The 13,764-nt window shown below is 70.6% G+C and carries 10 protein-coding genes and 2 pseudogenes; 9 read left to right on the top strand and 3 right to left on the bottom strand.

Annotation, left to right across the window (positions count from 1 at the left end; translation table 11 throughout):
• Positions 1 to 73: 73 nt before the first annotated feature.
• The 4 genes and pseudogenes from OG430_RS14755 (at position 74) to OG430_RS14745 (ending at position 3,905) form a co-directional block, all read left to right on the top strand.
• On the top strand, positions 74 to 961 hold the full coding sequence (locus OG430_RS14755; RefSeq protein WP_327352948.1) for a FadR/GntR family transcriptional regulator: 888 nt from the start codon (positions 74 to 76) through the stop codon (positions 959 to 961).
• A gap of 383 nt (positions 962 to 1,344) precedes the next feature.
• Positions 1,345 to 1,654: pseudogene (locus tag OG430_RS49455) on the top strand (RNA polymerase sigma factor); the annotation flags it as partial.
• Positions 1,655 to 1,722: 68 nt separating this feature from the next.
• A pseudogene (locus OG430_RS14750) lies at positions 1,723 to 2,883 on the top strand (RNA polymerase sigma factor); the annotation flags it as partial.
• A gap of 167 nt (positions 2,884 to 3,050) precedes the next feature.
• Positions 3,051 to 3,905 (top strand): S1 family peptidase, encoded by an 855-nt coding sequence (locus tag OG430_RS14745; RefSeq protein ID WP_327352946.1) that lies wholly within the window; start codon positions 3,051 to 3,053, stop codon positions 3,903 to 3,905.
• Positions 3,906 to 4,025: 120 nt separating this feature from the next.
• Here the strand turns inward: OG430_RS14745 and OG430_RS14740 are convergent, their stop codons facing one another.
• Positions 4,026 to 4,256 (bottom strand): DUF7455 domain-containing protein, encoded by a 231-nt coding sequence (locus OG430_RS14740; protein WP_327352945.1) that lies wholly within the window; start codon positions 4,254 to 4,256, stop codon positions 4,026 to 4,028.
• 472 nt (positions 4,257 to 4,728) lie between these two features.
• Between OG430_RS14740 and OG430_RS14735 the strand changes: the two genes are divergently transcribed.
• The 5 genes from OG430_RS14735 (at position 4,729) to OG430_RS14715 (ending at position 11,263) form a co-directional block, all read left to right on the top strand.
• Positions 4,729 to 6,846: a DNA gyrase/topoisomerase IV subunit B gene (locus OG430_RS14735; RefSeq protein ID WP_327352944.1), complete on the top strand. Its 2,118-nt coding sequence runs from the start codon at positions 4,729 to 4,731 to the stop codon at positions 6,844 to 6,846.
• A gap of 160 nt (positions 6,847 to 7,006) precedes the next feature.
• Complete coding sequence (locus tag OG430_RS14730) at positions 7,007 to 8,179, top strand: sensor histidine kinase (protein WP_327352943.1); 1,173 nt, start codon at positions 7,007 to 7,009, stop codon at positions 8,177 to 8,179.
• Positions 8,180 to 8,331: 152 nt separating this feature from the next.
• Positions 8,332 to 9,054: a response regulator transcription factor gene (locus tag OG430_RS14725; RefSeq protein ID WP_327359097.1), complete on the top strand. Its 723-nt coding sequence runs from the start codon at positions 8,332 to 8,334 to the stop codon at positions 9,052 to 9,054.
• Positions 9,055 to 9,113: 59 nt separating this feature from the next.
• Positions 9,114 to 9,674 (top strand): DUF485 domain-containing protein, encoded by a 561-nt coding sequence (locus OG430_RS14720; RefSeq protein WP_327352942.1) that lies wholly within the window; start codon positions 9,114 to 9,116, stop codon positions 9,672 to 9,674.
• Positions 9,671 to 11,263 (top strand): solute symporter family protein, encoded by a 1,593-nt coding sequence (locus OG430_RS14715; protein ID WP_327352941.1) that lies wholly within the window; start codon positions 9,671 to 9,673, stop codon positions 11,261 to 11,263. Before OG430_RS14720 ends, OG430_RS14715 begins: the two co-directional genes overlap by 4 nt.
• A 15-nt stretch (positions 11,264 to 11,278) precedes the next feature.
• On the opposite strand, the gene OG430_RS14710 is transcribed toward OG430_RS14715, so the two are convergent.
• Together OG430_RS14710 and OG430_RS14705 are read right to left on the bottom strand one after the other, a co-directional pair.
• Positions 11,279 to 11,962 carry a response regulator gene (locus tag OG430_RS14710; RefSeq protein WP_327359096.1) on the bottom strand — a complete coding sequence of 228 codons (684 nt, stop codon included), beginning with the start codon at positions 11,960 to 11,962 and terminating at the stop codon, positions 11,279 to 11,281.
• A 23-nt stretch (positions 11,963 to 11,985) separates the two neighbouring features.
• Positions 11,986 to 13,617, bottom strand: coding sequence for a sensor histidine kinase (locus tag OG430_RS14705; protein WP_327352940.1), 1,632 nt, complete (start codon positions 13,615 to 13,617; stop codon positions 11,986 to 11,988).
• Between the last annotated feature and the right edge of the window lie 147 nt (positions 13,618 to 13,764).

Below are 13,764 nucleotides of genomic sequence, written 5' to 3'. Positions count from 1 at the left end.
TAAGCGATCACCCTTTCGTGTGCTTTTCACCAAAGACCTCAAGGGGCCCACGGCCCAGGCCGACAAAGGATCCGTGAGTACCCTTGCGCACACCATGATGACCGCCGCCCGCTCCGCCGACTCCGGCCTCGCCGGGCCGGGCGAACTCGACCGCTATTCCTACGCCGAGGCCGCAGGCCCCGGCCGTATCTCGGCCCCCGCCTGGGAGGGCGCCGACCCCGATCTGGGACGCGTCAGCAGGCGCGCCGCGGGCAGCCGCGGCCGCGGACTGCACGGCCAACTCGTCCAGCAGCTGGGCCAGATGATCGTCTCCGGCGACCTGGGCGCCGACCGCCCGCTGGTCCCCGAGGAGATCGGCCAGCGCTTCGAGGTCTCCCGCACCGTCGTCCGCGAGTCCCTCCGCGTCCTCGAGGCCAAGGGGCTGGTCAGTGCCCGCCCCAATGTCGGCACGCGCGTGCGCCCGGTCAGCGACTGGAACCTCCTGGACCCGGACATCATCGAATGGCGCGCCTTCGGACCGCAGCGCGACGACCAGCGCCGCGAACTTCACGAGCTGCGCTGGACGATCGAGCCCCTCGCTGCCCGCCTCGCCGCCGGCCACGGCCGCGACGACGTGCAGCAGCGCCTCGCGGACATGGTCGAGATCATGGGCCACGCCCTCGGGCAGGGTGACTCGATCACCTTCTCCCGGGCCGACGCCGAGTTCCACTCGCTGCTCATCCAGGTCGCGGGCAACCGCATGCTGGAGCACCTGTCCGGCATCGTCTCGGCCGCCCTGCAGGTCTCCGGCGGCCCGATCACCGGCTGCGACCGCCCCAATGAGGCGTCGCTCGGCCACCACTCCCGCCTGGTCGACGCCCTCGCCGCGGGTGACGCCACCGCCGCCGAGGCGGTCATGCGTCAGCTGCTCACCGTCCACCCGGAGGGCGAGCGGGTGGTCCCCGCTCCCCGCGAGCACTGACCGGCCGCCGCACGTACGTCCCCGCGTATACGTCCCGAGTCGCCGGACCCGCACCGGGCCCGGCGACTCGTCTGTGGGGCGGGGCGCGGGCGCCGCACGAGTGCCGGGCGGGCGGCACTGTGGGGGCGTATGTCCGTTAACAAGACGCTATCGGTGGTTACGGGGTGTGACTCGGGCCACGCAGGATTGGGCGTAACGCTCCTCGGGATAGCGCGATGACCTAAGAGGTAAAGCCAAGCGAGGGAATACAGCAGCCGCTCTCGGCGCTGTGTGAGCTCCACGGCCCCGCCCATGCCGTCGGCCCATCCCCAGTCGTCGGTCATCGGCTCCGGTCCACAGTGGACGGGGCCGGAAGCCGTTTCCATCGTTCCGAGAGGTTGTTCGTGTCGGCCAGCACATCCCGTACGCTCCCGCCGGAGATCGCCGAGTCCGAGTCTGTGATGGCGCTCATCGAGCGGGGAAAGGCTGAGGGGCAGATCGCCGGCGATGACGTGCGTCGGGCCTTCGAAGCTGACCAGATTCCGGCCACTCAGTGGAAGAACGTTCTGCGCAGCCTCAACCAGATCCTCGAGGAAGAGGGTGTGACGCTGATGGTCAGTGCCGCGGAGTCGCCGAAGCGCACCCGCAAGAGCGTCGCAGCGAAGAGTCCCGTCAAGCGCACCGCCACCAAGACCGTTGCCGCCAAGACGGCCACGGCCAAGAAGGCCACCGCCACCGCCACCACGGTGACGGGCGCCGCCGAGGTCTCGGTCGAAGACACCGAGGCTGCCCCCAAGAAGGCCGCCGCCAAGAAGACGGTGGCCAAGAAGGCGACGGCCAAGAAGGCCACCGCCAAGAAGACCGCGTCGAAGAAGGCCGGCAAGGACGAGCTGCTCGAGGGCGACGAGTCCGAGGAGACCCCCGCCACCGGCAAGGCCGGCGAGGAGGAGGAAGAGGGCGGCGAGGCCAAGGGCTTCGTCCTCTCCGACGACGACGAGGACGACGCTCCTGCCCAGCAGGTCGCCGTCGCCGGCGCCACGGCCGACCCGGTCAAGGACTACCTGAAGCAGATCGGCAAGGTCCCGCTCCTCAACGCCGAGCAGGAGGTCGAGCTCGCCAAGCGCATCGAGGCCGGCCTGTTCGCCGAGGACAAGCTGGCGAACGCCGACAAGCTCGCCCCGAAGCTCAAGCGCGAGCTGGAGATCATCGCCGAGGACGGGCGCCGCGCCAAGAACCACCTCCTGGAGGCCAACCTCCGTCTGGTGGTCTCCCTGGCCAAGCGCTACACCGGTCGCGGCATGCTCTTCCTGGACCTCATCCAGGAGGGCAACCTCGGTCTGATCCGCGCGGTCGAGAAGTTCGACTACACCAAGGGCTACAAGTTCTCCACGTATGCCACCTGGTGGATCCGTCAGGCGATCACCCGCGCGATGGCCGACCAGGCCCGCACCATCCGTATCCCGGTGCACATGGTCGAGGTCATCAACAAGCTCGCGCGCGTGCAGCGCCAGATGCTCCAGGACCTGGGCCGCGAGCCCACCCCGGAGGAGCTGGCCAAGGAGCTCGACATGACCCCTGAGAAGGTCATCGAGGTCCAGAAGTACGGCCGCGAGCCCATCTCGCTGCACACCCCCCTGGGTGAGGACGGCGACAGCGAATTCGGTGACCTCATCGAGGACTCCGAGGCCGTCGTCCCGGCCGACGCGGTGAGCTTCACGCTCCTCCAGGAGCAGCTGCACTCGGTCCTCGACACGCTCTCCGAGCGTGAGGCGGGCGTGGTCTCCATGCGCTTCGGTCTCACCGACGGTCAGCCGAAGACCCTCGACGAGATCGGCAAGGTGTACGGCGTCACGCGCGAGCGGATCCGTCAGATCGAGTCGAAGACCATGTCGAAGCTCCGCCACCCTTCGCGTTCTCAGGTGCTGCGGGACTACCTCGACTAGTCGCTGACGTTCGTACGTTTCCGCGTACGTTCCTTCGTACGTCGCCGAAGGGCCCGGCATCCCGATGGGGAGCCGGGCCCTTCGGCATGCCCGCGTGCGCGGGTGCGGCGGGCCCTGCTCTGAATGACGCTGTGTGTGTCCTAGCCACTCTGCGTGAGGAGCTCCGCATGCGTTTTCGTCCCACCGCCCGAGCGCTGTCCTCGGCGCTCGCCCTGGTGTCCGCGGTGGTCGTGGTGCCACTGGCCACCCCCCGAGCGGCCGTCGCGGACAGCGTGGTGATCGGGGGCCGCCCCGCGAAGGCGGCCGACAGTCCCTGGGCGGTCGCGCTCTCCAGCCGTGACCGGTTCGGGGGTATGCGCGCGGGCCAGTTCTGCGGCGGGGTGGTGGTCGGTCCCCGGACCGTGCTCACCGCGGCGCACTGTGTGAGCCGGGAGGTGCTCGGCGTTCCGCTGGACGAGGTGCACGACCTGCGGATCATCGCCGGGCGCGGTGATCTGCGGGCGGCGGGAGGGCGCGAGGTGGCGGTGAGCGGCGTCTGGGTCAACGCGGAGTACGACAGCCTCACGAACGCCGGGGACGTGGCGGTGCTCACGCTGGCGCGGCCGCTGCCGAAGTCGTCCGTGATCAAGATGGCGGGGCCCGGCGACGACGGGTACAAGCCGGGCGCGATCGCGAACGTCTACGGCTGGGGCGACACCACGGGCTTCGGCGACTACGCGCGCACCCTGCGGGCGGCGCGGGTGCGGGTGCTGCCCGACGGGGTGTGCGAGGAGGCCTACCCGGGCAGCGCGGACGGCACGTACATCCGTGGCGGCATGCTGTGCGCCGGGGAGCTGGAGGGCGGCAAGGACGCCTGTCAGGGGGACAGCGGCGGGCCGCTGGTGGCCCGGGGGCGCCTGGTGGGCCTGGTGTCGTGGGGGAGCGGCTGCGGGGAGGCTGGCAGCCCAGGCGTCTACACGCGCGTATCGGACATCGTCACGCGATTTTCGGCCATTATGCGAGGCGTGGAGCGAGGCGCCTGACGGCGCTCCGCGAGGCCTCGGTCATGGCATGACAACGGGCGGCCGTCCCTGGTGGGTGCAGGGGCGGCCGCCCGTTGTTACCGGCCCTGGGCCGGCGCTGGCTCGTCGTGGTGGCGAGGGTCAGCGGTCCTCGTCGTCGGCGCTTGCCGGGGCGGCGGTCAGTCGCTCCGTCTCGTCCTGTATCTCAGCGGCGATCTTCTTGAGTTCCGGCTCGAACTTGCGGCCGTGATGGGCGCAGAAGAGCAGTTCACCGCCGCTCATGAGTACGACGCGCAGGTATGCCTGGGCGCCGCATCGGTCGCAGCGGTCAGCGGCCGTCAGCGGGCTCGCGGGGGTCAGAACAGTAGTCACGTCGCCTCTTCTCTAGCTCGACGAGCTGTCGTACCAGGGTCAACATCCAACCAGGCCGAAAACGTTCCCGCTCGCGGCTTTTCCTCGAAACTTCTTTCCGAGGCGGTTGGCTGCTACCGGTTGGCGGCGAATGTGCCGTATTACGTCTTCTACGGTTTTCGCGGTTTGCCAGATTGCTTGTCGTATCCGGTTGTCAGTCGTGCCGGTCATGCTTGTGCCCTCCCAGCCAAGGTGCGCTGGTTGTTCATGAGGACGTGCCCGGAGCCTAAATGGTTCATGCCTGGTTGGGAACGTGATATCCGCATCACCCCTTCGGGGGATCGAACACGCATGCGACTCTTGTCTAGTCTGAGGGCAGACGAGGGTGGCGTTACATCGGCTCTACCAGGCCTCGGTACCCTCTGACCGGCGACCTACGCCGGGGCCCGGGCTGGAAGGGGCCTCCAGTGAAATTCAGCGAGGAGCGAAACGCGTGACCGCCGATACGTCCGTGCCGTCCACAGCTTTGCTGGCAGGAGCAGACCGGGACGGTTCCAACTACACCGCGCGGCACCTGCTCGTCCTCGAGGGGCTCGAAGCGGTCCGCAAGCGGCCCGGCATGTACATCGGGTCGACGGACAGCCGCGGCCTGATGCACTGCCTCTGGGAAATCATCGACAACTCCGTCGACGAGGCCCTGGGCGGCTACTGCGACCACATCGACGTCATCCTCCACGAGGACGGGTCGGTGGAGGTCAAGGACAACGGCCGCGGCATCCCCGTGGACGTCGAGCCCAAGACCGGCCTGTCCGGCGTCGAGGTCGTCCTGACCAAGCTGCACGCCGGCGGCAAGTTCGGCGGCGGCTCGTACGCGGCCTCCGGCGGCCTGCACGGCGTGGGTGCCTCCGTGGTGAACGCGCTGTCCGCGCGGCTCGACGTCGAGGTGGACCGCAGCACCGTCCACTCGATCAGCTTCCGGCGCGGCGTCCCCGGCAGCTTCGCCGGCGAGGGCGAGGACGCGGCCTTCGAGGCGGGCAGCGGCCTGACCAAGGGCAAGCGCGTACCCAAGGGCCGCACCGGCACCCGCATCCGTTACTGGGCGGACCGGCAGATCTTCCTCAAGGAGGCCAAGCTCTCCCTGGAGAACCTGCACCAGCGCGCCCGCCAGACCGCCTTCCTGGTGCCGGGCCTGACCATCGTGGTGCGGGACGAGCGCGACCTCGAGGGCGTCGGCAAGTCCGAGGAGACGTTCCGCTTCGACGGCGGCATCAGCGAGTTCTGCGAGTTCCTCGCCCCGGACAAGCCGATCTGCGACGTCGTACGGCTGACCGGCCAGGGCACCTTCAAGGAGACCGTCCCCGTCCTGGACGACCTGGGGCACATGACGCCCACCGAGGTCACCCGTGAGCTGGGTGTGGACATCGCGCTGCGCTGGGGCACCGGGTACGACACGACCCTCAAGTCGTTCGTGAACATCATCGCCACCCCCAAGGGCGGCACCCACGTCACCGGCTTCGAGCGCTCCTTGACCAAGACGCTGAACGAGGCGCTGCGCACCCAGAAGCTGCTGCGCGTCGCCGAGGACGACGTCGTCAAGGACGACGCCCTGGAGGGCCTCACCGCGGTCGTCACCGTGCGCCTCGCGGAGCCGCAGTTCGAGGGCCAGACCAAGGAGGTCCTCGGTACCTCGGCGGCCAACCGGATCGTCGCCACCGTGGTGGCCAAGGAGCTCAAGGCCTTCCTCGGCTCCACCAAGCGCGACGCCAAGGCGCAGGCCCGCGCCGTCATGGAGAAGGCCGTCGCCGCGGCACGCACCCGCATCGCCGCCCGCCAGCACAAGGACGCCCAGCGCCGGAAGACCGCGCTGGAGTCCTCCTCGCTGCCCGCCAAGCTTGCCGACTGCCGCAGCGACGACGTGGAGCGCAGCGAGCTCTTCATCGTCGAGGGAGACTCCGCCCTCGGCACGGCGAAGCTGGCGCGGAATTCCGAGTTCCAGGCGCTCCTGCCGATCCGGGGCAAGATCCTCAACGTCCAGAAGGCCTCGGTCTCGGACATGCTCAAGAACGCCGAGTGCGGCGCGATCATCCAGGTCATAGGAGCCGGGTCGGGCCGGACCTTCGACATCGACGCGGCGCGCTACGGCAAGATCATTCTGCTGGTGGACGCCGATGTCGACGGCGCGCACATCCGCGTCCTGCTGCTGACCCTGTTCCAGCGCTACATGCGGCCGATGGTCGAGGCGGGCCGGGTCTTCGCGGCCGTGCCGCCGCTGCACCGGATCGAGCTGGTCCAGCCCAAGAAGGGCCAGGACAAGTACGTGTACACGTACTCGGACAACGAACTGCGCACCACGCTCCTCGAGTTCCAGCGCAAGGGGGTTCGCTACAAGGACTCCATCCAGCGCTACAAGGGCCTCGGCGAGATGGACGCGGACCAGCTGGCGGAGACCACGATGGACCCCCGCTTCCGCACCCTGCGCCGGGTGAACATCGGAGACCTGGACTCCGCGGAGCAGGTCTTCGACCTCCTGATGGGCAATGACGTGGCGCCCCGCAAGGAGTTCATCACCAGCTCGGCGGCGACGCTGGACCGCTCGCGCATCGACGCCTGACCGGCGCGCGCCCCGATCCGCAGAAGGGCCTGGCCTCCACCCACGGGTGGAGGCCAGGCCCTTCTGCGCGGCCGACGCCCCACCCGGGCTCCGATGCCACCGGACCGGCGGGTGCGCGATGCTGGCCCCGGGAATGCGGGCGGTGGCGGAAGGACAGCGGGTGGCAGAGGCACGGGACAGGTGGGCGGCGTGGACGGAGTGGTCCTCGAAGGAGGCGCTGTCGCGCGTCGGCGTTCCCAGGAGCCGCTCGCTCATCGACGCCGGAGCCGCGGCCTGCCTGGCCGGTTGGCTGGTCTGGGCCGCGCACGACGAGGACATCTTCGCCGGACTGGCCGCCTCCGTGCCGCTCGTCGGGCTCGTCTGCTGCGGCCTGGCCTACTGGCAGTTCCACCGGGCCACCGCCCGGCACCGTCTGGGTGCGGCCTTCGGCTGGCTCGCCGTACCCCTCGCGATCGGCGCGGCGGGCTTCGCGGTGGACGCCCAGGCCCCGGCGTACGTGCTGTGGATCATCTGCGCCGTGGGAGCCATGGAACGGCTGCCGCTCGCGGTCGCCCTGCCGTTCGACGCCGTCATGATCGGCGGCTTCCTGGCCATCGACGAGACCCTCGCGGGCGCCCTCGGCAGCGGCTTCGCCGTGCTGATCTTCGGATACGCGCTGCGCCTCGACGCCCAGGCCCGGGGCGCCGGATTCCTGCTGCTCGCCCAGGAACGGGTCGCCCGCGTCGCCGAGGCCGAGTCCGCCGCGCTCGCCGAACGCGCCCGGATCGCCCGCGACATCCACGACGTACTCGCCCACAGCCTGTCCGCGCAGACCGTCCACCTGGAGGCCGCCCGCCTCCTCATCGAGCGCGGCGGGGACCGCGAGCAGATCCTGGAGCGCGTCGTCGCCGCCCGCGCCATGGCCCGCGAAGGCCTCGCCGAGACCCGGCAGGCACTCTCCGCGCTCCGCGGGGACATGGCGCCGGTGGAGGACTACCTGCGGGAGCTCGCGGCCGCCGACGGGGCCGCTGTCGCCGTCGAAGGGGTACGGCGGGCCCTGCCTGCGGAGGCCTCGCAGACGGTACGCAGGGTGGCGCAGGAGGCGCTCACCAACGTACGGAAACACGCTCCCGGTGCCGAGGTGCGGATGCGTCTGGCGTACGAGGACGATGAAGTCGCCCTGGACATACGGGACTCGGGCGGACCCGTGGGCGCCGGTGAGCTGGGGAAATCCGGGTGTGGGTACGGTCTCCTCGGGATGCGCGAGCGGGCCGAACTGCTCGGCGGCACCCTGGAAGCGGGACCGGAAGAGGGGGGCTTCGTGGTGCGGCTGCGACTGCGGGTGCCGGCATGACGAGCGCGGCAGGCACGAGCGCGGCAGGCACGGGAGCGGAAGACGCGGTGGCGGAAGGCGCGGTGGCGGAAGGCGTGGGGGGCGGGGGCATGGCGGCGGAGGGCGCGGGGGCGGCCGGGCGCACAGCGGCGGAAGGTACGGGCGCGGAGGGCATGGCGGCGGGGCACACAGGGGCCGAAGGTGTTGTCGGGGCGGGCAGGGTCGCGCGCGTGGTGGTCGCCGACGACCAGACGGTGGTGCGCGAGGGCATCGTGATGATCCTGGGGCTGCTGCCCGGAATCGAGGTCGTCGGCTCGGCGGGCGACGGCAACGAAGCGGTGGAGCTGGTCGCCGAACTCGCCCCCGACGTCGTCCTGATGGACCTCCGCATGCCCCGCTGCGACGGCGTGGAGGCCACCCGTCGCATCCGTGACGCACACCCCGGCACCCAGGTCGTGGTGCTCACCACCTACGCCGACGACGACTCGCTCTTCCCCGCCCTGCAGGCAGGAGCCCGTGGCTACCTCACCAAGGACGCCGGCGGCGACGAGATCGTCCGGGCCGTCCATGCCGTGATGTCCGGCGACGCGAGCCTCGCCCCCCAGGTCCAACGGCGTTTGCTGGAACGCATTTCCGAGCCGATTACACCTCAACCACCACCGCCGCCCCAGGAGTTGCCCGACGGCATCACCGGCCGCGAGGCCGAAGTGCTCGCCCATATCGCCGAAGGTCTCACCAATGCGGAGATCGCCCGTGCCCTGCGCGTTTCCACCGCCACGGTGAAGACCCACATCAACAACCTCTTCGCCAAGGCGGGCCTGCGCGACCGGACCCAGGCCGTCCGCTATGCCTACCGGCACGGTCTCGCGCAGCCTCCTGGCCGCCGCATCACCTAAAGGGGTGAAGCGGGAGGATTGAAGAGTCCGGGATCTTCCCGTTCTGCCCATCCTTGGGCATGCAATCGCACAATCGTCGGCCCGGCTCGGAACATCGCTCGCAACCCCGCCCGGAGAGCGCGGACTTCAGCCTGGACGACCCCTGGTACGACGCACTGGCCTCCGGCTGGGGCGAGCTCGACAGCACCGGCGCGCCCGCCCCGGCCACCCCGCTGCCACGCGGCGCGCCCCAGGGCCCGGCCACCAGCGCGGCCGACATCTATCTCGAGGTGCAGCGCAGCGCCGCCTTCCAGGAAGTGCGCAGCCGCTACCGCCGGTTCGTCATCCCCGCCGTCGCCGCCTTCTTCACCTGGTACGTCGCCTACGTCATCACCGCGACCACCGCCCCGGGCCTGATGGCCCGGCCGGTGGCCGGCGCGGTGAACGTCGCGATGCTCGCGGGGCTCGGGCAGTTCCTCAGCACCTTCGTACTGACCTGGGCGTACGCCCGCCACGCCCGCCTGCGCCGGGACCGTCCGGCCCTCGATCTGCGGTGGGACACACAGGAGTTGACCCGGGGAATCGGGCAGGAGTCGCCCCGGCCGGCGGGTCACGAGCCGATCCGGGGGATCGAGCATTGAGCGGCAACCACCAGACCCTTGCGCTGCTCCTCTTCAGCGCCTTCATCGCGGTCACCCTCGCGATCACCACCTGGGTGAGCCGCAACCGGCACGGCTCGGCCGAGGAGTTCTACGCGGGCGGACGGCTGTTCTCGCCCATGGAGAACGGTTTCGCCATCGCCGGTGACTACATGTCGGCCGCCTCCTTCCTCGGCATCTCCGGCCTGATCGCGCTCTTCGGCTACGACGGCCTGCTCTACTCCGTGGGCTTCCTCGTCGCCTGGCTCGTGGTGCTCTTCCTGGTGGCCGAACTGGTCCGCAACTGCGGCCGGTTCACGCTGGCCGACGTGGTCGCCTCGCGGATGAACGAGAAGCCCGTACGGATCGCCGCGGGCACCTCCTCGGTCACCGTGTCCGTGCTCTACCTGGTGGCCCAGATGGTCGGCGCGGGCAGCCTGGTCGCCCTGCTGCTCGGCGGTACGAGCCAGGCGGCGCAGGCCTGGACCGTGGTCGGGGTCGGCGCCCTGATGGTGATCTATGTGTCCTTCGGCGGGATGCGGGCCACCACCTGGATCCAGATCGTCAAGGCCGTGCTCCTGATGGGCGGCGCCGTCGCGCTGACCGTGCTCGTCCTGGTGCGCTTCCACGGCGATTTCAACCAGTTGCTGAACTCCGCAGCTCAGCGCAGTGGCCACGGAGAAAGGTTCCTCTCGCCGGGCCTGAAGTACGGCGGCTCCTGGACCGCCCGCTTCGACTTCATCAGCCTCGGCCTCGCCCTGGTGCTCGGCACGGCGGGTCTGCCGCACATCCTGTCGCGCTTCTACACCGTGCCCACCGCGCGGGCCGCGCGCCGCTCGGTCGTGTGGTCGATCGGGCTCATCGGGAGCTTCTACCTGATGACGATCGTGCTCGGCTTCGGCGCCGCCGCCATCGTCGGCTCGGCCGAGGTGCGCAAGTCCAACCCGGCGGGGAACACGGCGATTCCGCTGCTCTCGCTCGATCTGGGCGGCGGTGCGGGTTCCACAGGCGGAACGGTTCTGTTCGCGATCGTGGCAGCCGTCGCCTTCGCCACCATCCTCGCCGTGGTCGCGGGCATCACGCTGGCCTCCTCGGCGTCCGTCGCCCACGACCTGTACGCCTCGCTCAAACGCAAGCACGCCAAGCCGCGCAGCGAGGTCGCCGTGGCCCGCCTGGCCGCGGTCGGCATCGGCATCGTGGCGATCGGCCTCGGCCTGCTGGCCCGCGACCTGAACGTAGCCTTCCTCGTCGGCCTCGCCTTCGCGGTCGCCGCGTCGGCCAACCTGCCGGTGCTGCTGTACTCGCTGTTCTGGGGGAACTTCACGACCCGGGGCGCGGTCTGGTCCGTGTACGGCGGGCTGCTCCCGGCGCTGGCACTGGTGCTGCTCTCACCGGTCGTCTCCGGCAGCCCCGAGGCGATCTTCCCCGGGGTCGACTTCCACCTCTTCCCGCTGCAGAACCCGGGCCTGATCTCGATTCCGCTGGGCTTCCTGGCGGGCTGGATCGGCACGGTCACCTCACCGGAGCCGCCGGACCAGGCGAAGCACGCGGAGACGGAGGTGCGGTCGCTGACGGGGGCGGGGGCGGTCTAGGGACCGCAGGCAAGGTCAGGCCGGGCCGGTCCCGACCCACTCGTACCGGTGCTCCGGCCGCCCCGTATCCCCGTACTTGAGCGTGAGCCGGACCCGGCCCGTCCGCTCCAACAGCTTCAGATAGCGCTGGGCGGTCTGGCGGCTGAGGCCCGTGTGGTCCGCGACCTCCTGCGCCGAGAGCGGGGCCTCGGCCGCCATCATGGCGCGGCGCACCAGCTCGGCCGTGCCGGGGGAGTGGCCCTTGGGGAGTTCGGGCGACGGGGTGGCCGAGAGGGCGCCGAAGATCCGGTCCACCTCGGCCTGTTCGGCCTCGCCGCCGCCGTCCAGGGTGCGGCGCAGCGCGGCGTACGCCTCCAATTTGGCGCGCAGGCCGGCGAAGGTGAACGGCTTGACCAGGTACTGCAGGGCGCCCTGCCGCATCGCCGCCTGCACGGTGGCCACGTCGCGGGCCGCCGTCACCATGATCACGTCGGTCTGGTGGCCGAGCTCGCGGAGTCTGCGTACGAGCGAAAGACCGGTCTCGTCCGGCAGGTAGTGGTCGAGCAGGACCAGGTCGACGGGGGTGTCCTCGATCCGGGCCAGGGCCTCGGCGGCGGTGTGCGCCTGTGCGGCGACCCGGAAGCCCGCCACCTTGGCCACATAGGCGGCGTTGACACCGGCGACGCGCACGTCGTCGTCCACGACAAGGACCTGGATCAAGGCGGTCGATCCAGTGGCGCCGGTCATCGTGTCTCCTCGGTGGCGGCCAGTTCCGGCCGGGTCAGTGCTTCTGGCAGTACGACGGTGAACTCGGCGCCGCCGTCCGGTGCGTCGGCGACCCGGGCGCGCCCGCCCTGGCGTTCGGCGAGTCTGCGGACAAGGGCGAGGCCGATGCCGCGCTTGCCGTGGGCCGGGGGCTCCTTGGTCGACCAGCCCTCGGTGAAGATCAACTCGCGCTTGTCCGCGGGGACTCCGATGCCCGAGTCACGTACCTGCAGCTCGACCGCCCGGCCCTCGGCACGCAGCGCGATCTCCACATGCGGGTGCAGGCTGCCCACCGCGGCGTCCAGGGCGTTGTCGACCAGGTTGCCGGCGATCGTGACCAGGCCCTGCGGGTCGATCAGCCGGTCGGGCAGCAACGTGTCGTCCGAGATCCGCAGCGACACCCCGCGCTCGGCCGCGACGGTGGCCTTGCCCACCAACAGGGCCGCGAGCAGCGGGTCGTGGATCTTCTCCGTGACCTGCTCGGCGGTGGCCCGGTGGGTGCCGACCGTCTCGCCGACGAACTCCACGGCGTCGTCGTACATCTCCAGTTCTAGGAGGCCGAGCAGGGTGTGCAGGTGGTTGGCGTGCTCGTGGTCCTTGGCGCGCAGGGCGTCGATCAGGCCGCGGGTGGAGTCGAGTTCGCGGCCCAGCTGCTCCAGCTCGGTGCGGTCGCGCAGGGTGGCGACGGCGCCGCCGTCGTCGGTGGGCATGCGGTTGGCGACGAGGACGCGGGGGCCGCGTACGGTCAGCAGGTCCTTGCCCGTGACGCGGCCGGCCAGGACGTCGGTCGTACGCCCGGGGCCGAGCGCCACGTCGAGGGTCTTGCCGATTGCCTCGGGGTCGAGGGTGAGCAGGCGTTGGGCCTCGTCGTTGAGCAGCCGGATCCGGCCACCTCGGTCGAGGGCGACGACGCCCTCGCGGATGCCGTGCAGCATGGCCTCGCGCTCGGCGAGCAGGGCGGAGATGTCGGAGAAGGCCAGGTCGCGGGTCTGGCGTTGGACGCGGCGGGAGATCAGGTAGGCGGCCAGGGCGCCGACTGCGAGGGCGCCGCCCGCGTAGGCGAAGAGGCCGGGGATGGCGTGAATCAGACGGTCGCGGACACTGTCGTACTCGATGCCGACCGACACGGCGCCGACGATGTCGCCCTCGGTGTCGCGCAGCGGCACCTTGCCGCGGGCCGAGCGGCCGAGCGTGCCGTTGTCGATCTCCATGACCTCGTGGCCGGCAAGAGCGTCGCTCGGATCGGTGGAGACGACCTTGCCGATCTCGGAGGCGGTGGCGTGGGACCAGCGCACGCCCCGCTTGTCCATGATCACGACGTACTCGGCGCCGGTGGCCTTGCGGATCTTCTCGGCCTCGGCCTGCACGGGGCCGTCCTCGGTCGGCCGGGATTCCTGGAGGTCGGCGGCGACCTGCGGCTGGGCGGCGGTCGTCTGGGCGATGGCGAGGGCGCGCCGCATCGCCTGGTCGTCGAGCTGGGCGCTGAGCGGGGCCAGGAACAGGCCCGTCGCGAGCACCGTGACACCGGCGGCGATCGCCAGCTGCATCAGCAGCACCTGCGAGAAGACGCGCCGTGGCATCCCGATTCGTACTCTGCGACCTGCGCTCATGCGTCTTTACCGTACGGGGCGTGAAGGGTGGGGCGGGAATGGCGTTGGCCACGTGGTGCTCCGCGTGAGCGTCGGCCATGTGGTGCTCTGCGTGCAGGCGAGTGGATCATCCGCGGGCCGGTGGGGGCTGGTCGCGCAGTTCCCCGC

The sequence above is a fragment of the Streptomyces sp. NBC_01304 genome, assembly GCF_035975855.1.
Taxonomy (GTDB): Bacteria; Actinomycetota; Actinomycetes; order Streptomycetales; family Streptomycetaceae; genus Streptomyces.
This window is presented reverse-complemented; position numbering and strand designations above follow the sequence as displayed.

Bases quoted from the DNA above. Each gene is read 5' to 3' on its own strand.
- OG430_RS14745 (WP_327352946.1), top strand. From the start codon at position 3,051: ATGCGTTTTCGTCCCACCGCCCGAGCGCTGTCCTCGGCGCTCGCCCTG.
- OG430_RS14725 (WP_327359097.1), top strand. From the start codon at position 8,332: ATGGCGGCGGGGCACACAGGGGCCGAAGGTGTTGTCGGGGCGGGCAGG.
- OG430_RS14720 (WP_327352942.1), top strand. From the start codon at position 9,114: ATGCAATCGCACAATCGTCGGCCCGGCTCGGAACATCGCTCGCAACCC.
- OG430_RS14705 (WP_327352940.1), bottom strand. From the start codon at position 13,617: ATGAGCGCAGGTCGCAGAGTACGAATCGGGATGCCACGGCGCGTCTTC.